We start from the raw sequence: 20829 nt of genomic DNA on the forward strand, positions 1-20829 counted from the left end.
CCCCGTGGGCGCTGGCCCCCGCGGACGGCCCGGGCGGCGTCGCCCACTCCGGTGCGGGGACGCAGGGGGCGGCCGTACGACGCCGCACCGGCATGGACCTGCGCATGGCCGAGAAGTACGGCCTGCTGAACCAGCAGGACGAGCTGCGGCGCGTGTTCATCGTGCCCACGGGGCGCGTGCTGCTCGGGCTGGTCTGCTCGCCGCCCGCCGTGGCGCTGGTGCTGATCGCGCTCATCACCGCGGGTCTGGCGCTGTGGTTCCCGGAGGCCCTGATCATCGTGCTGCCCTCGGCGATCGCGCCGCTGCTGGGTGTGCTGTCCGGGCTGTACACGCGGCTGGAGCGCAGCTGGGGATTCACGCTGAGCGAGGTCCCCTCCGGGGTGCGCACGCGCGCGGGGCTGTTCAACGAGCGCTCCTCCACGATCCCCACCGGCCGGGTGCAGGCCCTGCAGGTCACCCGGCCCCTGCTGTGGCGCTTCTTCGGCGGTCACAGGGTGGTGGTCACCACCGCGGGCAAGGGCGGCGCAGGGGAGACGGAGGACCTCGGCTCCGTGGTGCTGCCCGTGGGCACGTGGGACAACGTCCAGGAGATCCTGCGTCTGGTGCTGCCTCTGGAGCACGCCCCGCGTGACCTCGTGCGGGAGGGACTCTCGGGGGTCGGGGGCTCGTCACGGTTCACGGCGAACCCCCGCCGCAGCCGGTGGCTGGACCCGGTCACGTGGCGGCGCAACGGCTTCGCCCTGGACGACTCCTCCCTGGTGCTGCGCTGGGGCCGGATCACTCGCCACGCCTGCGTGGTGCCGCACCACAAGACACAGTCCGTGGCCGTTCGCCAGGGCCCGGTGGAGCGACGGATGGGTCTGAGCGGTGTGGCGGTGCACGTGACCCCGGGCGCCGTGACCACCGCGCTCGACCACCTGGACGTCCGCACGGCCCGGGAGCTGCAGTGGCGTCACGCGCAGCTGACCCGCGCCGCCAGGGAGCGGGACGCCGCCGGCGGGTCCTGGGCCGCGCTCCCGCCCGAGGGATCCGCGTCCGAGGTGTGAGCGCCGTGCGCTACCCTGTGCGTGCCGTCGTCCCCCTGTGAGGAGTTCCCGCGTGTCCCAACCCAGTCACCGTCCCGGCCGTCTCGGCGTGGGCGTCATCAGCGCGGGCAGGGTCGGTGCCGTGCTCGGTGCGGCGTTGCGGGGCGCGGGCCACGCCGTGGTGGGTGTGCACGCGTCGTCGGAGGCCAGCCGCGAACGCGCCGCGACCCTGCTCCCGGACGTTCCCGTGCTGGACGTGCAGAGCATCGTGGAGCGCAGCGAGCTGGTCCTGCTCGCCGTGCCGGACGACCAGCTTCCCGGTCTGGTGAGCGGGCTCGCGGCCACCGGTGCGTGGCAGCCGGGCCAGCTCGTGGTCCACACGGCGGGCCGCCACGGCACGGGCGTCCTGGAACCCGTCCGGGCGGCCGGTGGCATCGGGCTCGCCGTGCATCCCGCCATGACCTTCACGGGGCTCAGCCTCGACCTGCAGCGCCTCGCGGACTGCAGCTTCGGGGTCACCGCCGCGGCACCCGTGCTGCCCATCGCCCAGGCCCTCGTGGTGGAGATGGGAGCCGAGCCGGTGGTGGTCGCGGAGGCGGACCGCCCGCTCTACCACGCGGCGCTCGCCCACGGCTCGAACCACGTGATGACGGTTCTGGGAGAGTCCATGCAGCTGCTCGGGGAGATCGGGGTGGAGCACCCGGACCGCGTGCTGGGCCCGCTCGTGCGCGCCACGGTGGACAACGCCCTGGCCTCCGGGGAGAACGCCCTCACGGGTCCCGTGGCCCGCGGTGACGTCACCACGGTGGCCGCGCACGTGGCCGCGCTGCGGGAACTGGCGGGCGGCGGTGCCAGGGCCGGGCACGACGCCGCGGGCCCCGTTGGCAGCGCCGACCACGACGCCGCGGGCCCCACCGGGAACGCCGACCACGACGCCGCCCGGCAGCTGCTGGCCGGCTACCGCGCCCTGGCGAGGCAGACGGCCCGGCGGGCGGCGGCGTCGGGCAGACTGGACGAGACGAGCTACCGAGCCGTCATGGCGGCGATCGAGGAGGAGCAGTGAGCAGCACCGGACCCCTGGTGTGCACGTCCATTGCGCAGGTGCGCGAACAGATCGAGTCCCGCGTGGCGCGGGGCGCCCGCAGCGTGGGGCTGCTGCCCACCATGGGGGCGCTGCACCACGGGCACGTGCAGCTGGCGCGGCGGGCGCGGGACGAGAACGACCTCGCGGTCGTGTCCGTGTTCGTCAACCCGTTGCAGTTCGGACCGGGGGAGGACTTCGAGAGCTACCCCCGGCAGCTGGAACAGGACCTCGCCCTGCTCGCGGAGGTGGGCGTGGACCTCGTGTTCGCCCCGGACGTGCAGGAGATGTACCCGGACGGTGTCCCCGTGGTCTCGGTGACGTCCGGCGCCGCGGGAGGAGTCCTCGAGGGGGCCACTCGCCCCGGACACTTCGACGGCGCCCTGACCGTGGTGAACAAGCTGTTCACCATCATGGCGCCCGGGCCCGGAACCCCTTTCCGGGCGTACTTCGGTGAGAAGGACGCCCAGCAGCTGCTGCTCATGCAGCGCATGGCCCGTGATTTCGATCACCGCGTGGAGATCCGCCCGGTGCCCATCGTCCGCTCGGAACGGGGCCTCGCCCTGTCCTCGCGCAACCAGTACCTCTCCGAGGAGCAGGCGGAGCACGCTCTCGTGCTGCACAGCACCCTGCGCGCCCTCGCGGCCGGGGAACTCACCCTGGAGCAGGCCCGTCAGCGTGTGGACGCGGAACCGGAGGTCTCCCTGGACTACCTCGAGACCGTGGACCCGCGCACTCTCGAGTTCGTCGCGCCGGAGCCCGGGGTGCTGGCCCTCGTGGCCGCGTGGGTCGGTCCCACCCGGCTCATCGACAACATGCGGATCTGAGCGCTACCGGTATCCTGGTCCACTGTGACCGAGCAGCCTGAAACCACCGTTCCCGCCCAGCCCGCCAGCACCGATCCGGAGCTGAGCGCGCACGAGCTCAACGACCAGATGGCCGTGCGCGCCGCCAAGCGGCAGGCGGCCGCGGACGCCGGAATGGCGCCGTACCCGGTGGGCGTGGGGCGCACGGACACCCTCGCGCACGTGCGCGAGCAGTTCGCCCACCTCGAGGCGGGGGAGGAGACCGAGCACCGCGTGACCGTGGCCGGGCGTGTGGTGCACGTGCGCAACACCGGCAAGCTGTGCTTCGGGACCCTGCAGGAGGGGGACGGCACCCGGCTGCAGGTCATGCTGTCCAAGGCGAACGTGGGGGAGGACTCCCTCGCGCAGTGGAAGGCCCTCGTGGACCTCGGGGACTTCGTGGCGGTCACCGGCAACGTCATCAGCTCCCGGCGCGGTGAGCTGTCCGTGATGGCGGGCTCCTGGACCATGGCGTCCAAGGCGCTGCGCCCCCTGCCCACCATGCACAAGGAGCTCAACGAGGAGACCCGGGTGCGCCAGCGCTACCTGGACCTCATCGTGCGCCAGGAGGCCCGCGACGTCGTCCTGACCCGCTCCCTGATCACCCGCACCGTGCGCCGCGTGATGGAGGAGCAGGGATACGTGGAGATCGAGACGCCCATGCTGCAGCTCGTCCACGGCGGAGCGGCCGCGCGTCCCTTCGAGACCCACCTCAACGCCTTCGACCAGGACATGACCCTGCGCATCGCCACCGAGCTCTTCCTCAAGCGCGCGGTCGTGGGCGGCATCGACCGGGTGTTCGAGATCGGCCGCGTGTTCCGCAACGAGGGTGTGGACTCCTCCCACAGCCCGGAGTTCACCACCCTGGAGGCGTACGAGGCCTACGCGGACCAGTTCGTCATGGCGGACCGGATCCGCGAGATCATCCAGGAGTGCGCCCGGCAGCTGGGCGTCGAGGGCATCGACACACCGCAGGGGCGCATCGAACTGTTCGGTGAATGGCAGTGGGTCTCCGTGTACCCGGGCCTGTCCGAGGCCGTGGGGCAGGAGATCACCCCGGAGACTCCCGCGGAGCAGCTGCGGGCCCTGGCCGCGGAGCGGGAGATCCCGGTCAACCCCGCGTGGGACGAGCAGAAGCTCGTGATGGAGCTCTTCGAGGAGATCGTGGAGCCCACCCTCATCCAGCCCACGTTCGTCTACGACTACCCGCCGGCGGCCCAGCCGCTGGCCCGCCCGCACCGCGAGAAGCCCGGGCTGATCGAGGCCTGGGACCTCATCATCGGCGGCATGGAGCGCGGAACGGCGTTCTCCGAGCTCATCGACCCCGTGGTGCAGCGGGAGCGGCTCACGGAGCAGTCGCTGCTCTCCGCGGCCGGGGACGACGAGGCCATGCAGCTGGACGAGGACTTCCTGCGGGCCCTGGAGCACGGTGCGCCCCCCATGGGTGGTCTGGGCCTCGGTCTCGACCGCCTGATCATGCTCTTCACGAACCTCGGAATCCGGGAGACCATTCTGTTCCCGTTGATGAAGCCGGAGTGAGCCGGACCCGCGGAATCCTCCGCACAGCATTCGCACAGTCCCGGAGAGGATGATCTGCATCATGGAATACGTGGCGGTCTTTTTGCCCTCGCTGGGCGTGGGTCTGGTGTTCTACCTGATCATGAGGTGGTTGCTTCGGGGGGACCGCGCCGAGCGGTCTGCGCAGGGCGAGGCGCAGGCGGATGCCGAGCGCTGGTACCAGGCCGTCCGGGAGCGCGAGGGTGACAGGACGCCCTTCGGCCACCAGGAGGAGAATCCCCGTCAGCAGAGGGGTCTGGGGCTGCGGCACAGCATTCCCATTCGTGATTCGGCGGAAGACCGGAATCCTGCGGAATAGCCCGTGATGACAATTCAGGAATTGCGTGCCATGATGGGCCACGTGATTCGGAGATGAATTCTGTTCCAGGATCCGCGATAACCGTCTGATCCAGGGTGTCGCGCTGGGGCATTGATCGGGCACATCGCGCGAATGCCCGGGGAATCTCCGCATGGACCACATATCTTTGCACACGAACAAAAGACCTATGCAGCCCGCGGGGCGTTTGGAGGAGCTGACCATGGCTCAGACCGTGAAAATCATCCTGGAAGACGACATCGACGGCGGAGAGGCCCACGAGACCGTGCGTTTCGGCCTCGACGGCGGCCAGTACGAGATCGACCTGAGCTCGGAGAACGCCACCAAGCTGCGCGACGCACTGCGTCCCTTCATCTCCGCGGGTCGCCGCGCCACCGCCAAGACCGGCCGCAGTGCGACCACCACCACGCGGCCCAGCCGCTCGGGCAACCCCGAGACCCCGAAGATCCGGGCGTGGGCCAAGGAGCAGGGCCTGCAGGTCTCGGACCGCGGGCGCATCCACCAGGACATCCAGGACAAGTACTACGCGGCCCACAGCAGCTGAGCCGCACGCCGGGCGCACCGGCGGGAAGAGCTCTCCCACCGGGCCCCGCGCCCGGGTCCCCGGCGAACGACTCGGGGCCCTTTCCACGACGGCCGGGGCACACCAGATCTGGTGTGCCCCGGCCGTCGACGTTCGTGCCGGGATCGGGCTGCGGAACCCCCGGGGCCGGGGGTGGAAGGGCGATTTCGCCCCCGGCCGAGCACCGTGCGCCAGTGGCGAACAGTGCCCATGGCGGCCATTGCGGTGCCTAGCATCGTGGGCAGAGATCAATGAAGGAGTATCCATGTTCGAACGCTTCACCGACCGTGCCCGCCGGGTGGTCGTGCTGGCCCAGGAAGAGGCCAGGATGCTCAACCACAACTACATCGGCACCGAGCACCTGCTGCTCGGTCTGATCCACGAGGGGGAGGGCGTCGCCGCCAAGGCCCTCGAGTCCATGGGCATCACCCTGAGCGCCGCGCGCGAGCAGGTCCAGGACATCATCGGCCCGGGCCAGCAGGCGCCCTCGGGCCACATCCCGTTCACGCCGCGCGCCAAGAAGGTGCTGGAGCACTCGCTGCGCGAGGCCCTGCAGCTGGGCCACAACTACATCGGCACCGAGCACATCCTGCTGGGCATCATTCGCGCGGGTGAGGGTGTGGCCTCCCAGGTGCTCGTGAAGCTCGGCGCGGACCCGGCCAAGGTGAGGGCCACGGTGCTCGAGCTGATCTCGGGCTACCAGTCCGGGAACTCCGGCGGCGAGAAGGAAGCGGCCGGCGTCGGCGGCGGTGGACGTGCCGAGGGAACCCCGGCCGGTTCCGCCGTGCTGGACCAGTTCGGGCGCAACCTCACGGCGGCGGCTCGCGAGTCCAAGCTGGACCCGGTGATCGGGCGCTACCGCGAGATGGAGCGCGTGATGCAGGTGCTCTCGCGACGCACCAAGAACAACCCCGTGCTGATCGGCGAGCCCGGCGTGGGCAAGACCGCCGTGGTGGAGGGCCTCGCGCAGGCCATCGTCCGCGGAGACGTCCCGGAGACCCTGAAGGACAAGCAGCTCTACACGCTGGACCTCGGCTCCCTGGTGGCGGGTTCTCGCTACCGCGGTGACTTCGAGGAGCGCCTGAAGAAGGTGCTCAAGGAGATCCGCACCCGCGGGGACATCATCCTGTTCATCGACGAGATCCACACCCTCGTGGGTGCCGGTGCCGCCGAGGGCGCGATCGACGCCGCCTCGATCCTCAAGCCCATGCTGGCCCGCGGTGAGCTGCAGACCATCGGCGCCACCACCCTGGACGAGTACCGCAAGCACATCGAGAAGGACGCCGCCCTGGAGCGTCGCTTCCAGCCCATCCAGGTGGACGAGCCCTCCGAGGCCCACGCCGTGGAGATCCTCAAGGGGCTGCGCGACAAGTACGAGGCGCACCACCGCGTGTCCATCTCGGACGACGCCCTGGAGGCCGCGGTGCACATGTCCGCGCGCTACGTCTCCGACCGGTTCCTGCCGGACAAGGCCATCGACCTGATCGACGAGGCCGGTGCCCGCCTGCGCATCAAGCGCATGACCGCCCCGCCGGAGATCAAGGCGCTGGACGAGAAGATCGCGGAGACCAAGACCGCCAAGGAAGCCGCGATCGAGGGCCAGGACTACGAGAAGGCCGCGTCCCTGCGTGACACCGAGCAGAAGCTCATTGCCGAGCGGGACGAGAAGGACAAGGCCTGGCGCGAGGGCGACGACCAGATCTCCGAGGTCACCCCCGAGGTCATCTCGGACGTGCTCTCGGCGTCCACGGGTGTGCCGGTCTACAAGCTCTCCGAGGAGGAGTCCGGGCGTCTGCTGCACATGGAGGACGAGCTGCACAAGCGCGTCATCGGGCAGAACGAGGCCATCAAGGCCCTTTCCCGCTCCATCCGCCGCACGCGCGCCGGTCTGAAGGATCCCCGCCGTCCCGGTGGCTCGTTCATCTTCGCCGGGCCCACCGGCGTGGGCAAGACCGAGCTGGCCAAGGCGCTCGCGGAGTTCCTCTTCGGTGACGAGGACGCCCTGATCACCCTGGACATGTCCGAGTACCAGGAGAAGCACACGGTCTCCCGGCTCTTCGGTGCCCCTCCCGGCTACGTGGGTTACGAGGAGGGCGGCCAGCTGACGGAGAAGGTCCGTCGCAAGCCGTTCTCCGTGGTGCTCTTCGACGAGGTGGAGAAGGCCCACCAGGACCTGTTCAACTCCCTGCTGCAGATCCTCGAGGACGGCCGCCTGACCGACTCGCAGGGCCGCGTGGTGGATTTCAAGAACACGGTGATCATCATGACCACCAACCTGGGCACCCGGGACATCTCCCGCACGGTTCCCGTGGGCTTCCAGGCCAGCGGGGACGCCGCCACCTCCTACGACCGCATGCAGGCCAAGGTGCAGGAGGAGCTCAAGGAGCACTTCCGTCCGGAGTTCCTCAACCGCGTGGACGAGATCATCGTGTTCCCGCAGCTGAGCGAGTCCGAGATCGTGCAGATCGTGGACCTGTTCGTGGCGCGGCTGCAGCAGCGGCTGCGCGAGCAGGACATGTCCATCACGCTCACGGACGAGGCCAAGAAACTGGTGGCCAAGAAGGGGTACGACCCCGCCATGGGCGCCCGCCCGCTGCGCCGCACCATGCAGCGCGAGATCGAGGACCAGCTCTCGGAGCGGATCCTGTTCGGTGAGATCGCCTCCGGCGAGAAGATCACCGTGGGCGTCGAGGGCGAGGGTGACGACGCCTCGTTCACCTTCTCCTCCACTCCCATGTCGGAGCTCTCCGACGAGGAGATCGCGGAGATCGAGAACACCCCCACCCTGACGGACAACGACGACAGCACGTCCGGCAAGGACGTCCCGCGCTCGCCGCACACCGGCGGGGACACGGGCGGGGGAGCGGCCCAGGCGCAGGCCTGACCCACCCCGGCCCGGGCGGGCCCCGGATGCTGCCGGCGGGCGGCGTCGTGAACCACAGCGGTTCGCGACGCCGCCCGCTCGCGTCCCGGGGGGCGCGGTCGGCCCGCGTACAGTCGTGGCCATGACCGAGATCCGCATCCGCCCAGCCCGCACGTCGGACGTCCACGGGATCAAGGAGCTCGTGGCCCCCATGGCCACGGAGCGCATCCTCATCACCAAGGACACCGTGACCTACTACGAGAGCATCCAGGAGTTCGTGGTCGCGGAGGACGAGTCCGGGGCGCTGGTGGGCTGCGGCGCGCTGCACGTGATGTGGGAGGACCTCGCGGAGGTGCGCACGCTCGCCACGTCACCGGCCGCGCGCGGCCACGGTGTGGGCGGGCGGATGCTGCGCGAACTGCTGTCCCGGGCGGAACGGCTGGGGGTGAGCCGGGTCTTCTGCCTCACGTTCGAGGTGGGGTTCTTCGCCGCCCACGGTTTCGAGGTCATGGCCAACCAGGAGACCATTCCCGCGGAGGTGTTCGCGGAGCTGCTGCGCTCGCACGACGAGGGCGTCGCGGAGTTCCTGGACCTCGCGCGGGTGAAGCCCAACACGCTGGGCAACACCCGGATGATCCGGCAGCTCACACCGGAAGGCTGACCCCGGCGTCGTCCGCGGCGGCGAGACCGTCGGTCAGCAGGCCGGCCAGGGCACGACGGCGCTGCTCCGGCGGGGCCGGCAGCCGCCACAGGGCCTTCAGCTCGTCCACCACCACGGCGGGTGGCGCCTGGTGCTCGGACGCCAGCTGCTCCGAGCCCGCGAGGTCCGTGAGCAGGAGGGCCTCCGGCACCGGAGCGGTGGCGGCCCTCAGCACGGCCATGACGGCGCCCCGGACCTGCCGGTCCGTCCCGTGCCACGACTGCCCGCGGGGCGTCTCCTCAGCCGGAGGACTGCCTGCGGCCACCCACGCGCACGCGTCCCGCACGGGGCACTGCCCGCAGCGCGGGGCGCGGGCGGTGCACACCAGTGCGCCCAGCTCCATCACGGCCTGGTTCCACGCCACGGACTCGGCCACGTCCTCGGGGAGCAGCCAGTCCGCGAGCCTCGTCTCCGCGGCGGTCAGGGAGCGTGAGGGAAGCGCGCGGCCCGAGAACAGCCGGGCCTCCACACGGCGGATGTTGGTGTCCACCACTGTGTGGCGCTGCCCGAAGGCGAACACGGCCACGGCCGCGGCGGTGTAGGTCCCGATGCCGGGCAGGGCGAGCAGCTCGGCGTGGTCGCCGGGCACCCGCCCGCCGTGTTCGTCCCGGATCTTCTGGGCGGCCGCGTGCAGACGCAGTGCTCGCCGCGGGTAGCCCAGCCTGTCCCACTCGCGCACCACGTCCGCCGGCGCGGCCCCCGCGAGGTCACCCGGGATGGGCCAGCGCTCCAACCACCGCCGCCACACGGGCAGCACCCGCGCCACGGGGGTCTGCTGGAGCATGATCTCGCTGACCATCACGCCCCACGGGGTGCGCTCGGCCGCGCGCCACGGCAGCTCGCGCGCGTTCGCGCGGTACCACCGGAGCACCGCCTGGCGGACGTGGTGGGTGGCGGGCTGTCCATGGGTTTCGGCACTCGAGTTCATCACGGACCACGGTAGCCTGGAGCGCATGGCTTCCCACGGTTCCGATCGGCACGATCCTCCTGCTTCCCCCGCCGACCACGAGGACACCGAGGCCAGGCTCCCGCAGCACGTCTACCGGCGACGCCGCCTGGTGGCGCTGGGCGTCGTCGTCCTGCTCCTGCTTCTGCTGGTCTGGGGCGTCACCAAGGGGGTGCGTGCGGTCACCGGCGCGGGAGACGCGCCCGACGACGCCCCGGCCACGGCACAGGAGCCGGCCACCTCCCCGCAGGTGAGCGCGGATCCGGCACAGAAGTTCGCGGACTTCACGCCGCGCCCGAGCCCCTCCGGCTCGGCATCGCCCGGTGGCTCGGCCGGCCCGAGTGCCTCGAGCACGGCGGCCGTTGAGTGCCAGGCGGACCTTTCCGTGAGGGCCTCCACGAGCAAGGAGAGCTACGCGGGGGAGGAGGAACCGGTCCTCACCATGACCCTGGAGAACACGGGCGAGCAGCCCTGCACGGTCAATGCCGGGACCAAGCAGATGGCGTTCGTGGTCACCTCCGGCGCGGACACCGTGTTCGACTCCCGGCACTGCGCCGCGGGCGGCGAGGACCGCAAGGTCACCCTGGCCCCCGGGCAGAAGGAGACCTCCAACCTCACCTGGAACCGCGTGCGCACCGCGGAGGGCTGCCCCGCGGGACAGCCGAAGGCACTCGCCGGGTACTACAACCTGGCGGTGTCCCTGGGAGAGACCACCAGCGAGCAGGCCGCCTTCGTGCTGCAGTAGCGCGGCACCCTCGGGGGCCGCGCCCGGTTCACATGAACCGGTCCAGCAGGCTGGTCTCCGCCATCCGGGACAGGGACTCCCGCACCGTGCGGGCGCGCTGCTCGCCGATGCCCTCCACGGACATCAGGTCCTCCAGGTTTGCCGCCATGAGCGACTGCAGCCCGTCGAACTGGGCGACCAGCCGTTTGGCCACCGCGCCGGGCATGGACTTGATGCCCTCCAGCAGGCGGTACCCGTGCGGGTGCAGGTCCGTCTCCAGGGTGCCCTGGGGACCCGTGAGTCCTGCGGCCACCGCGACCTTCTGCAGGTCGATGAGGTCCACGGAGGAGAGCTCGGCGAGCGCGGCCAGGGACTGTGCCAGGGCCTCCGCGTCTGTGCCCTCGGGGAGGTAGTCGCGCAGCACCACGTCCGGGCCCGGGCCGTTGCCGGCGGTGAGCTCCTCCAGCTGGAGGGAGATCAGCCGGCCGTCCGTGCCGAGCTCCAGCACGTACCAGCCGATCTCCTCCGAGATCCGGCGCACCATCTCCATGCGCTGCAGCGTCAGGGCCACGTCCCGGATGGTGACCGCGGCCTCGATCTCCAGCGCTGAGAGGCTGCCCAGCACCTGTTCGAGCCGGTTGCTGTAGTGCTCGAGGGTCTGCAGGGCCTGGCTGGCCCGGGCCATGATGGCCTGGGAGCCCTCGATGACGTAGCGCTCCTCGTTCTTGTAGATGGTGATCACGTTCATGGACTGGCTCACGGAGATGACCGGCACCCCGGTCTGCTTGGCGGTGCGCTCTGCGGAGCGGTGCCGGGTTCCGGACTCCAGCGTGGTGATGTCCGCGTCCGGCATGAGCTGCACGCCGGCCTTCAGGATGCGGGTGGCGTCCTTGTCGCACACGATCGCGCCGTCCATCTTGGCGAGCTCGCGCAGCTTGGTGGGGGTGAAGTCGGTGTCGATGTCGAAGCCCCCGGAGCACAGGGACTCCACCGAGCGGTCGAATCCGAGCACGATCAGGGCTCCGGTGCGTCCGCGCAGGATGCGTTCGAGGCCGGTGCGCAGCTCCGTGCCGGGGGCGACCCTGGCGAGGGTCCTGCGCAGGGAGGTTTCGCGAGTTTTGGCCACGGGCTCATTCTAGGGTCGGGGCGGGGACGCGCGGCGGCACCGCGCGCGGCACTGGCGCGCTGCACGGCGGCGTGCGGCACGGGGGACGCGCGGCACGGGGGGACGCCGGACAGCCGACCCCGGCGCCTCAGTCCGGGCGCGCCGGGAACAGCAGCTCCAGGGCCTGCCCCACGGTGGTCACTTCGCGCACCGAGAACCCCGCGGGGATCTTCCCCGGGCCGGTGGGGGAGGCCGGCACCACGGCGTGGGTGAACCCGAGGCGCGCGACCTCCTGGATGCGTCGGTTGATCTCGGGCACCGGCCGCACCTCCCCTGCCAGGCCGATCTCCCCGAAGCACACGAGGCGCTGGGGCAGCGGGCGGTCCTGGGCCGCGGAGGCCAGGGCCATGCACACCGCGAGATCGGTGGCGGGCTCCGTGAGGCGCACCCCGCCCACGGTGGAGACGTAGCAGTCCAGGGAGGCGAGGGCGAGGCCCGCCCGGCGCTGCAGCACGGCCAGCAGCATGGCCACGCGGGAGCCGTCCAGCCCGGACGTGGCGCGGCGTGGCTGAGCGGTGCTGGAGGTGTCCAGCAGCGCCTGGACCTCGGCCAGCAGCGGTCTGCGCCCCTCCACCGTGACGCTCAGACACGTGCCCGCCACGGGCACGGGGGTGCGCGAGACGAACAGTCCCGAGGGGTCGGAGACGGAGCGGATGCCGTTCTCCTCCAAGTCGAAGCACCCGACCTCGTCCGTGGGTCCGAACCTGTTCTTCACGGCGCGCAGCAGCCGGATGCGCGAGTGCTTCTCCCCCTCGAACTGGCACACCACGTCCACCAGGTGCTCCAGCAACCGGGGCCCCGCGATCGAACCCTCCTTGGTCACGTGGCCCACCAGCAGAGTGGTCATGTTCCTGGTCTTCGCGGCGTGGATCAGGCTCGCGGCGACCTCCCGCACCTGGCTCACGCCGCCGGCGGATCCCTCGATCTCCGGGCTCGCGAGCGTCTGGACGGAGTCCACGACCAGCAGGTCCGGCTCCAGCTGCGCCACGTGGGCGAGGGCCACGGAGAGGTCGGACTCCGCCGTGAGGTAGAGGGTCTCGGAGATGGCACCGATCCGTTCGGCGCGCAGCTTGACCTGCGCCGCCGACTCCTCGCCCGTGACGTACAGGACGGTGCGGGGCGTGTCCCCGCCGGCCACCTTGGCGGCCGCGTCCAGCAGCAGGGTGGACTTTCCCACACCCGGTTCTCCCGCGAGCAGGATGACCGCGCCGGGCACGAGACCCCCGCCCAGCACGCGGTCCAGCTCCTCCACACGGGTGGGGGTGAACTGCGCCAGCGAGGAGTCCACCCGGGCGATCGGCTGCGCCGGGGTGGTCACGGCCGCCGCGGCCCTGGTGCGGCCGTGCTCCTGCTCCGCGCCCATCTCCTGGACGGTGCCCCAGGCCTGGCACTCGCCGCACCGGCCCACCCACTTGGCCGTGGTCCAGCCGCACTCGGTGCAGCGGTAGACGGTGGACTGCTTGCGGGTCTTTGTGGCCATGCCCACACGGTAGGTCCCCGTTCCGACGCGCACAGCGTTCCGGCGCACGACGCCGCTCCGCGGGCCTGGTCGGCGGGAGGTGAGCGGGCGGCGTCGTGCGCCGAATCAGCAGCGCTCGAGGGGCGGCAGGTGCTTGGCCGCGGTCTCGTGGGAGACGCCCGCGGCCTCCAGCAGGTCCACGACCATGGGGCGCAGCAGCAGCACGAGAGCCTCGCCCTCCATGGTGCGGATGCCCATCTGCGCGGGGGACAGCCGCTCCGCCACGGAGAAGAGCTCGTTGCGGGTCTGGCGCAGGTAGCTCTCACGGCTCTGGGCGTGGCTCTCGCGCAGGGCATGGCCGTAGCTCAGCACGGCGTCGGAGAGGTCTGCGAGGGCCTCGGAGAGGGACTCGACGGCGGCGTCGGCCAGGGTCACACGGTTGAGCACCGAGGCGAGCCTGCGCGCGAAGACGCGGGAGTTGCGCACCGCGAGGTCCAGGTAGCGGATGCTCGCGCTGAGCTCGTCGATCTCCTGCCGGTGGCGCCGGTAGATGGGGGAGGCGTGGGCGATCTCCTTGGAGCCTGTCAGGCCGGTGCGCACGGAGTCCACGAGCGGCTGGGTCTGGCGTCCGCGCACGAGTGCGTGCCAGGCCAGCTGCGAGTCGGTGTCCGCCACGGCGCGGGAGCAGTCGGAGAGCATCCGGGTGAACTCGGTGATGAGGACGGTGAGGTCCTGTCGCGGCTCCCGGCGCGGGTCCTGGGGCACCACGTACGCGAGCACCAGGGCGCACAGGCAGCCCACCACGGCGTCCAGGGAACGGGCGAACACACCGTCCTGGGATGGCGGCAGCAGCACCACGAGCACGGACTGCAGGCCCATCTGCGTGGTGAAGATCGCGCCGTTGTCCAGGAAGCGGGCCAGCAGCAGCGAGATCAGCAGCACCACGGCCGCCTGCCACTCCCCGGGGCCCAGCACGTGGATGAGCAGGTCCCCCATGATGATTCCGAGCGTGCAGCCGACCGAGACCTCCAGCACCCGGCGGTAGCGCAGCCCGCCCTTGGCGTAGCCCAGGGACACGAGGGCGGCCGTGGCCGCGAAGATGGGGCCGTGGTGGCCCAGCACCCGTTCCGCGATGATGTAGGCGCCCACCGCGGCCACGGTCATCTGCACGGCCTGGAACAGGCCGGACGTCATGCGGTCCCAGCCCGTGCGGCAGCGCTGCCACACGAGGTCCGCGGCACGGCGGGTCCGGGAGCGGGAGAGTGCTGCTTCCGAGGACGCCATGACGCCATCTTAGGCGGGACCGGACCCCGCTCTGGCGCCACCCGGTGCCACGGGGTGGAGTCGGTTCCGGCATCCCCCGGCGTTGTTAATCGTCCGTTCACCTTCTTGGCTGAATCTGGCAACATCTGCTCCCTACCGTGATCCGCGGGCACGCTGCGCACGCAGCGGAGATGGGCGTCGGGCTGCGACGCCACACGCCGCCGGAATCGCCGGCAACCGTTTTCGAAGGAGAAACAGTGAAGGTTTCGAACGTCGGCCGCTCGGCCGCAATCCTGGCCATTGGCGCCCTCGCCCTGACCGCTTGCGGTTCCGACAACCCCACCGGCGAGAGCGGTGGCGGTGGCGGCGAGAGCAGCGGTGTCTCCGGCACCCTGACCGGCATCGGTGCCTCCTCCCAGCAGGCCGCCATGACCGCCTGGCAGAACGGCTTCCAGTCCTCCAACAGCGGCGCCACGGTGCAGTACTCCCCGGACGGCTCCGGCGCGGGCCGCGAGGCGTTCCTCGCTGGCGGCGCGAACTTCGCCGGCTCGGACGCCTACCTCTCCGAGAAGGAGATCCCGGACGCCAAGAAGCAGTGCGGCGACGCCGGGGCCATGGACCTGCCCGTGTACATCTCCCCGATCTCCGTGGCGTTCAACCTGCCCGGCGTGGAGAGCTTGAACCTGGACGCCCCCACCATCGCCAAGATCTTCAAGGGCGAGATCAAGAAGTGGAACGCCGAGGAGATCAAGAAGCAGAACCCGGACGCCGACCTGCCGGAGACCGCGATCACCGTGGTGCACCGCAGCGACGACTCGGGCACCACCGAGAACTTCACCGACTACCTCAGCCAGGCCGCTCCCAAGGACTGGACCGACGAGCCGGACCAGGCCTGGCCCTCCAAGTACGCCGCGGAGAACAACAAGGGCACCTCCGGTGTGGTCACCACGACCTCCGGCACCGAGGGCGCCATCACGTACGCTGACTCCTCCGCCGTGGGTGACCTCGGCACCGCCGCCATCAAGGTGGGCGAGGAGTACGTCAAGCACTCGCCCGAGGCCGCGGCAAAGGCCGTGGAGGTCTCCAAGCAGGTCGAGGGCCGCGGCGAGCACGACATGGCGATCGAGATCGCCCGCGACACCAAGGAGGCCGGCGCCTACCCGCTGGTGCTGGTGTCCTACCACATCGTGTGCGCCCAGTACGACTCCAAGGAGACCGCCGACCTCGTGAAGGCCTTCGAGACCTACGTGGTCTCCGAGGAGGGCCAGAAGGCGGCTGCGGACTCCTCCGGCTCCGCCCCGCTGTCCGAGTCCCTGCGCAAGCAGACCCAGGCCGCCGTGGACACCATCTCCGCCAAGGGCTGATCCGGCCCGAGGACCCTCGAGTGCGGCGTCGGTGCGTTGAGCGCGCCGACGCCGCACTCGCGCACGAGGTCGTCGACCGCCGCCACGTCCTACGCTGGGCGGTGGCCACCGCCCAGCTCGCACCACACCTGAACGAAGGGACTGGTCCATGTCCACCACCGTCAGCACACAGAAACCGGAGTCGAAGTCCTCCTCGGCCGGTCGTGCCGGGGACTCCATCTTCTCCGGGCTCAGCCTGGCCGCCGGCATCCTGATCTTCGTGGTCCTGGCGGCCGTGGCGATCTTCCTGTTCCTGCAGGCCGTGCCCACATTCACCGCCGCACCCGAGGACATCACCGGTGGAAAGGGCTTCGGCGCCTACATCGGTCCCCTGGTCGTCGGCACGATCATCTCGTCCGTCATCGCGCTGCTGATCGCCACACCGATCGGGATCCTGGTGGCCCTGTACATTTCCCACTACGCGCCCGCGAGGGTTTCCAAGCCGGTGGGCTACGTGATCGACCTCCTGGCCGCGATCCCCTCCGTGATCTTCGGCGCGTGGGGTGCCACTGTGCTGGCCCCCGCGATGGTGACGCTGTACAACTGGCTCGCGGAGCACCTGGGATTCATCCCGTTCTTCGCCGGCCCCGCCTCGCAGACCGGCAAGACGATGCTCACCGCAGGTGTGGTGCTGGCCATCATGATCCTGCCGATCATCACCTCCATGTCCCGCGAGATCTTCACGCAGACGCCCAAGCTCCACGAGGAGGCTGCGCTCGCACTGGGGGCCACCCGGTGGGAGATGGTGCGGATGTCCGTCCTGCCGTTCGCCCGTCCGGGCATCATCTCCTCCGTGATGCTGGCCCTGGGGCGCGCGCTCGGTGAGACGATGGCCGTGGCCCTCGTGCTCTCCTCGGGCCCGATGATCGCCTCGCTCATCAAGTCCGGCAACCAGACCATCGCCGCGGAGATCGCCCTGAACTTCCCCGAGGCCTACGGACTGCGGCTGTCCGAGCTGATTGCCGCCGGCCTCGTGCTGTTCCTCATCACCCTGGTGGTCAACATGATCGCCCGTGCCATCATCGCTCGCTACAAGGAATTCTCGGGGGCCAACTGATGTCATCGACCACGAACTCTCCGGGCGTCTCACCCGTCCGGCAGTCCAAACTGACCCGCGGGCAGCGCCCCGGGTGGCTGGTCCCGGTCATCGGCCTGGGTGCCGTGGTGGCGGGGGCCGCCATCGCAGCCCTGGTGGGCTTCAGCATCGCCCTGTGGGCACTGTTCGCCGCCGTGATCTTCCTGATCGCGGGGCCCCTGGCCGTCGGCCTCATCGAGGGCCGCCGCTCCGGTGCGGACTCCATGATGACCTTCCTGGTCTACGGCGCCTTCGTGCTGGCCGTGATCCCGCTGGTGTCGGTGATCTGGACCGTGCTGGCCAACGGCCTGCCCGGTCTCAGCGCGGACTTCCTGACCACGTCCATGAACGGGGTCACCGGGTTCCAGGACAACCAGGCCAAGACCTCCGGCGACGTGGTCGGCGGTGCCTACCACGCGATCGTGGGCACCGTGTCCATCACTTTCTGGGCCACCCTGATGTCCGTCCCGGTGGGCCTGCTCACGGCCATCTACCTGGTGGAGTACTCTCGCGGAGGCTGGCTCGGCAAGGCCATCACGTTCTTCGTGGACGTCATGACGGGCATCCCGTCCATCGTGGCCGGCCTGTTCGCCGCCGCGCTGTTCGGGCTGATCTTCGGCCCGTCCACCCGTACCGGCTTCGTGGCCGCCGTGGCCCTGACCGTGCTCATGATCCCCACGGTGGTGAAGAACACCGAGGAGATGCTGCGGATCGTTCCCAACGAGCTGCGTGAAGCCTCCTACGCGCTGGGTGTGCGCAAGTGGCGGACCATCCTCAAGGTGGTCATCCCCACCTCGATCTCGGGCATCGCCTCCGGCGTGACGCTCGCGATCGCCCGCGTGATCGGTGAGACCGCGCCGCTGCTCGTCACGGCGGGCTTCGCCACGGCCATCAACTGGAACTCGTTCTCCGGCTGGATGACCACGCTGCCCACGTACATCTACTACCAGATCATGAACCCCACGTCGCCCACGAACCCGGATCCGTCCCTGCAGCGAGCCTGGGCCGCGGCCTTGATCCTGATCCTGATCGTGATGCTGCTGAACCTCGTGGCCCGCCTCGTCGCCCGGGCGTTCGCTCCCAAGACCGCCGGCCGCTGATCTTCCGACCCACCTGAGCTAAGGACAAGCAACCATGTCGAAACGCATTGACGTCGATCACCTCAACGTCTACTACGGCGACTTCCTGGCGGTCCAAGACGTCAGCATGAACATCGAGCCCCGCTCCGTCACGGCCTTCATCGGCCCGTCGGGCTGCGGCAAGTCGACCTTCCTGCGCACCCTGAACCGGATGCACGAGGTCATCCCCGGCGCCTACGCCGAGGGCAAGGTGCTCCTGGACGGGGACGACCTCTACGGCAAGGGTGTGGACCCCGTGACCGTGCGGTCCATGGTGGGCATGGTCTTCCAGCGCCCCAACCCGTTCCCCACCATGTCCATCCGGGACAACGTGCTGGCGGGAGTGAAGCTCAACAACAAGCGGATCTCCAGCAGCGAGGCGGACGACCTGGTGGAGAGCTCGCTGCGCGGCGCGAACCTCTGGAACGAGGTCAAGGACCGGCTGGGCAAGCCCGGCTCCGGGCTCTCCGGAGGTCAGCAGCAGCGTCTGTGCATCGCCCGTGCCATCGCGGTCAAGCCGGACGTCATCCTCATGGATGAGCCCTGCTCCGCGCTGGACCCCATCTCCACCCTGGCCATCGAGGACCTGATCAACGAGATCAAGACCGACTACACGGTGGTCATCGTGACGCACAACATGCAGCAGGCCTCCCGTGTCTCGGACAAGACGGCGTTCTTCAACATCGAGGGCACCGGCAAGCCCGGCCGCCTGATCGAGTACGCACCGACCTCCGAGATCTTCAACACCCCGCAGAAAAAAGAGACCGAGGACTACGTCTCCGGCCGCTTCGGCTGATCGCGTCCTCCTGCGCCCGCCCGGCCCGTCACCGCTGACCGCGGTGGCGGGCCGGGCGTCGTCGTGCCGGGACACTGGTGCGCGGGACCTGCGCGCGAGGGTCAGCCGGCCGGGGTGGGGATCAGCGGGGACACGGCGAGGAAGAGGACCGCTGAGACCACGCCGCACACGGGCACGGTGAGCAGCCACGTGCCGAGGACCCGCACCAGGGTGGAGTGGTACACGGTGCGGAACTTCTGGGCCGAGCCCGCGCCCAGGATGGCTGCGGTGCTCGTCTGCGAGCTCGACAGCGGGATGGGGGAGAGGAAGGCGCCCAGGAACAGCAGCGTGCCGGAGACGGTCTGGGCGATCGCCCCGCGCAGCGGGTCCAGGGAGACCACGCGGGAGGACAGCGTGTAGGAGATGCGCCAGCCGCCCAGCAGGGTGCCGAACGCCAGGCACAGGCCCACGAGCAGGCTCAGCCACACGGGGATGCCGTCCCGGGAGCCGCCCTCACCGGCCATCAGCAGCAGCAGGACCAGCAGCCACAGGGTGCGGCGGGCGTGCTGGATCCCGTGGCCGAAGTGGATGGCGGCGGCGCCGGTGGCCTGCACCACGCCCGCGCGGAAGCCCACACGGCCCGGGGACTGGTGCTTGACCAGGTGGACCATGGGGATGACCAGCAGGAACGCGAGCACGAACGCGATGATCGGCGCCACGACGAGAGGTGCAACCACGTTCCACGAGAGGTACGGACCGAGGGAGAGGTCGCCGCCGGACAGTCCCACCGCACGAGCGCCCAGCAGCGATCCCACGAGGGCGCCGCCTATCGCCGCGGTCGAGGAGGAGGGCATGCGCCACCACCAGGTGAGCAGGTCCCAGCCGATGGCGCTGAGCAGCGCGCAGATCAGGGCGACCGTCCCCACGCCGTTGAGGGGCACGGGGATCTCGAAGGTGATCATGTCGGTCAGCACGATCCCCACGAGGAGGGCACCCACGAGGTTGAACACGGCCCCCATCCACAGAGCCACTCGCGGTGTGAGGGCGTTGAAGCGCACGGGCAGTGCCACGGCATTGGATGCGTCGTGGAAACCGTTGATCACGGTGAACGCGAGCGTCAGCAGGATGCCCGCGAAGGCCAGCACCTCGGTCATGACGGGTCAGTACTCCGCCACGAGGATCCGGCCCACCTCGGAGGAGACCTGGCCCAGGGCATGGGCGGCGTCGAAGAGCTGCTGGGCGGTGTCCATGCGGCGGATCGCCTGGGCGGCCTTGTAGTCCTCCATGAGGCGGGCCCGGTACGCCCGCTGGGTGCGCTCCGCCTGGCGGGTGAGGCGCATCATCTCGAACCAGTAGTCGTCCAGCTCGTCCATGCTGGTGAGACGCCCCATGGCCTTGCAGGTCATGTGGGCCATGTGCTGGATCACGGCCAGCTGCTCGGTGGCCTGGGAGCTGGGGCGCTCCACCTTGTACTGGCGGTGCAGCTCGGCGCACGCCACGAGGCACTGCACGGAGCGCAGCAACCAGTGGCCCAGGACGTAGACGTCCTGGCGGGGGATAGGCACCACGTACGAGGAACGAGTGGTGGTCATCAGCGAGAAGTAGAGGTTGGTGCAGCGGTCCTCGGTCTCCAGCAGGTCCGTGAGCGGTTGCTCCCAGACCTTGTCCACCTGCCCCACGTGCTCGGAGAGCTGCTCGACCGCGGTGACGACGCATCGGCTCATCTGGACCAGCAGGTCCGTGACCCGCTCGTCCTCCGGGAAGATCCGAAAGGCCATCCGTCCGTCCTTGGGTTACGCACCGTGAAGTTTCGGCGTCATGCTACCCAACGAAGGTTAACCGGTCGGATTCGCCACGAACCGGTGAGGAAGCGGTGCCGGACCGGGAGCGCCTCTCGGCGGAAGGCCGCTCGTAGCGGCTGAATGATGGAG

General features: G+C 70.2%; 19 protein-coding genes. 13 read left to right on the plus strand and 6 right to left on the minus strand.

Annotated elements, in window-relative coordinates:
- From QL985_RS01330 to QL985_RS01365, 8 genes are all read left to right on the plus strand, one after another.
- Nucleotides 1–1046 (plus strand): PH domain-containing protein (locus QL985_RS01330; protein ID WP_290147308.1); only part of this gene is annotated, 1046 nt, incomplete at its 5' end.
- A 52-nt stretch (nt 1047–1098) separates the two neighbouring features.
- A complete protein-coding gene (locus QL985_RS01335) occupies nt 1099–2088 on the plus strand; it encodes a DUF2520 domain-containing protein (protein ID WP_019310543.1) in 990 nt (329 codons plus the stop codon).
- Nucleotides 2085–2933, plus strand: a complete 849-nt coding sequence (panC, locus tag QL985_RS01340) for a pantoate--beta-alanine ligase (RefSeq protein WP_053069381.1) — start codon at nt 2085–2087, stop codon at nt 2931–2933. Before QL985_RS01335 ends, panC begins: the two co-directional genes overlap by 4 nt.
- Before the next feature lie 24 nt (nt 2934–2957).
- A complete protein-coding gene (gene lysS, locus QL985_RS01345) occupies nt 2958–4490 on the plus strand; it encodes a lysine--tRNA ligase (RefSeq protein ID WP_019310541.1) in 1533 nt (510 codons plus the stop codon).
- Nucleotides 4491–4551: 61 nt separating this feature from the next.
- Complete coding sequence (locus QL985_RS01350; RefSeq protein ID WP_035885298.1) at nt 4552–4827, plus strand: hypothetical protein; 276 nt, start codon at nt 4552–4554, stop codon at nt 4825–4827.
- 220 nt (nt 4828–5047) lie between these two features.
- Complete coding sequence (locus QL985_RS01355; protein ID WP_019310539.1) at nt 5048–5389, plus strand: Lsr2 family protein; 342 nt, start codon at nt 5048–5050, stop codon at nt 5387–5389.
- A 283-nt stretch (nt 5390–5672) separates the two neighbouring features.
- Nucleotides 5673–8291 carry an ATP-dependent Clp protease ATP-binding subunit gene (locus tag QL985_RS01360; RefSeq protein ID WP_070636670.1) on the plus strand — a complete coding sequence of 873 codons (2619 nt, stop codon included), beginning with the start codon at nt 5673–5675 and terminating at the stop codon, nt 8289–8291.
- Nucleotides 8292–8412: 121 nt separating this feature from the next.
- Nucleotides 8413–8931, plus strand: a complete 519-nt coding sequence (locus QL985_RS01365) for an amino-acid N-acetyltransferase (RefSeq protein ID WP_029603384.1) — start codon at nt 8413–8415, stop codon at nt 8929–8931.
- On the opposite strand, the gene QL985_RS01370 is transcribed toward QL985_RS01365, so the two are convergent.
- Entirely contained in the window at nt 8915–9898 is a 984-nt protein-coding gene (locus tag QL985_RS01370; RefSeq protein ID WP_052239250.1) for an A/G-specific adenine glycosylase, read from the minus strand. The genes QL985_RS01365 and QL985_RS01370 overlap by 17 nt on opposite strands.
- Before the next feature lie 25 nt (nt 9899–9923).
- Between QL985_RS01370 and QL985_RS01375 the strand changes: the two genes are divergently transcribed.
- Nucleotides 9924–10661: a DUF4232 domain-containing protein gene (locus tag QL985_RS01375; protein ID WP_121566302.1), complete on the plus strand. Its 738-nt coding sequence runs from the start codon at nt 9924–9926 to the stop codon at nt 10659–10661.
- Nucleotides 10662–10689: 28 nt separating this feature from the next.
- Here the strand turns inward: QL985_RS01375 and disA are convergent, their stop codons facing one another.
- The 3 genes from disA to QL985_RS01390 form a co-directional block, all read right to left on the minus strand.
- Entirely contained in the window at nt 10690–11766 is a 1077-nt protein-coding gene (gene disA / locus QL985_RS01380; protein ID WP_039101049.1) for a DNA integrity scanning diadenylate cyclase DisA, read from the minus strand.
- A 127-nt stretch (nt 11767–11893) separates the two neighbouring features.
- Nucleotides 11894–13285, minus strand: coding sequence for a DNA repair protein RadA (gene radA / locus QL985_RS01385; RefSeq protein WP_039101096.1), 1392 nt, complete (start codon nt 13283–13285; stop codon nt 11894–11896).
- Between the two features lie 105 nt (nt 13286–13390).
- On the minus strand, nt 13391–14548 hold the full coding sequence (locus QL985_RS01390; RefSeq protein WP_039101050.1) for an FUSC family protein: 1158 nt from the start codon (nt 14546–14548) through the stop codon (nt 13391–13393).
- Nucleotides 14549–14784: 236 nt separating this feature from the next.
- Between QL985_RS01390 and pstS the strand changes: the two genes are divergently transcribed.
- From pstS to pstB, 4 genes are all read left to right on the plus strand, one after another.
- Complete coding sequence (gene pstS, locus QL985_RS01395) at nt 14785–15891, plus strand: phosphate ABC transporter substrate-binding protein PstS (RefSeq protein ID WP_039101051.1); 1107 nt, start codon at nt 14785–14787, stop codon at nt 15889–15891.
- Nucleotides 15892–16039: 148 nt separating this feature from the next.
- Complete coding sequence (gene pstC / locus QL985_RS01400; RefSeq protein ID WP_047979436.1) at nt 16040–16987, plus strand: phosphate ABC transporter permease subunit PstC; 948 nt, start codon at nt 16040–16042, stop codon at nt 16985–16987.
- The gene (gene pstA / locus QL985_RS01405; protein ID WP_102613582.1) at nt 16987–18105 is read left to right on the plus strand and encodes a phosphate ABC transporter permease PstA; all 1119 of its coding nucleotides are present in this window, start codon (nt 16987–16989) and stop codon (nt 18103–18105) included. Before pstC ends, pstA begins: the two co-directional genes overlap by 1 nt.
- Nucleotides 18106–18139: 34 nt before the next feature.
- Complete coding sequence (pstB, locus tag QL985_RS01410; RefSeq protein WP_019310528.1) at nt 18140–18919, plus strand: phosphate ABC transporter ATP-binding protein PstB; 780 nt, start codon at nt 18140–18142, stop codon at nt 18917–18919.
- 101 nt (nt 18920–19020) lie between these two features.
- Here the strand turns inward: pstB and QL985_RS01415 are convergent, their stop codons facing one another.
- Both QL985_RS01415 and QL985_RS01420 read right to left on the minus strand, forming a co-directional pair.
- Nucleotides 19021–20052, minus strand: a complete 1032-nt coding sequence (locus QL985_RS01415) for an inorganic phosphate transporter (RefSeq protein ID WP_039101054.1) — start codon at nt 20050–20052, stop codon at nt 19021–19023.
- 6 nt (nt 20053–20058) lie between these two features.
- Nucleotides 20059–20676 carry a hypothetical protein gene (locus tag QL985_RS01420; protein ID WP_121566301.1) on the minus strand — a complete coding sequence of 206 codons (618 nt, stop codon included), beginning with the start codon at nt 20674–20676 and terminating at the stop codon, nt 20059–20061.
- Nucleotides 20677–20829 lie beyond the last annotated feature (153 nt).

Origin of the sequence: Kocuria sp. APC 4018 (assembly GCF_030407675.1) — a bacterium.
Classification (GTDB): domain Bacteria; phylum Actinomycetota; class Actinomycetes; order Actinomycetales; family Micrococcaceae; genus Kocuria; species Kocuria rhizophila.

What these genes read in the sequence shown, in the direction of transcription:
- QL985_RS01350 (WP_035885298.1), top strand. Translation starts at nt 4,552, where the DNA reads ATGGAATACGTGGCGGTCTTTTTGCCCTCGCTGGGCGTGGGTCTGGTG.
- QL985_RS01355 (WP_019310539.1), top strand. Translation starts at nt 5,048, where the DNA reads ATGGCTCAGACCGTGAAAATCATCCTGGAAGACGACATCGACGGCGGA.
- QL985_RS01360 (WP_070636670.1), top strand. Translation starts at nt 5,673, where the DNA reads ATGTTCGAACGCTTCACCGACCGTGCCCGCCGGGTGGTCGTGCTGGCC.
- QL985_RS01365 (WP_029603384.1), top strand. Translation starts at nt 8,413, where the DNA reads ATGACCGAGATCCGCATCCGCCCAGCCCGCACGTCGGACGTCCACGGG.
- QL985_RS01370 (WP_052239250.1), bottom strand. Translation starts at nt 9,898, where the DNA reads ATGAACTCGAGTGCCGAAACCCATGGACAGCCCGCCACCCACCACGTC.
- QL985_RS01375 (WP_121566302.1), top strand. Translation starts at nt 9,924, where the DNA reads ATGGCTTCCCACGGTTCCGATCGGCACGATCCTCCTGCTTCCCCCGCC.
- radA (WP_039101096.1), bottom strand. Translation starts at nt 13,285, where the DNA reads ATGGCCACAAAGACCCGCAAGCAGTCCACCGTCTACCGCTGCACCGAG.
- QL985_RS01390 (WP_039101050.1), bottom strand. Translation starts at nt 14,548, where the DNA reads ATGGCGTCCTCGGAAGCAGCACTCTCCCGCTCCCGGACCCGCCGTGCC.
- pstC (WP_047979436.1), top strand. Translation starts at nt 16,040, where the DNA reads ATGTCCACCACCGTCAGCACACAGAAACCGGAGTCGAAGTCCTCCTCG.
- pstA (WP_102613582.1), top strand. Translation starts at nt 16,987, where the DNA reads ATGTCATCGACCACGAACTCTCCGGGCGTCTCACCCGTCCGGCAGTCC.
- pstB (WP_019310528.1), top strand. Translation starts at nt 18,140, where the DNA reads ATGTCGAAACGCATTGACGTCGATCACCTCAACGTCTACTACGGCGAC.
- QL985_RS01415 (WP_039101054.1), bottom strand. Translation starts at nt 20,052, where the DNA reads ATGACCGAGGTGCTGGCCTTCGCGGGCATCCTGCTGACGCTCGCGTTC.
- QL985_RS01420 (WP_121566301.1), bottom strand. Translation starts at nt 20,676, where the DNA reads ATGGCCTTTCGGATCTTCCCGGAGGACGAGCGGGTCACGGACCTGCTG.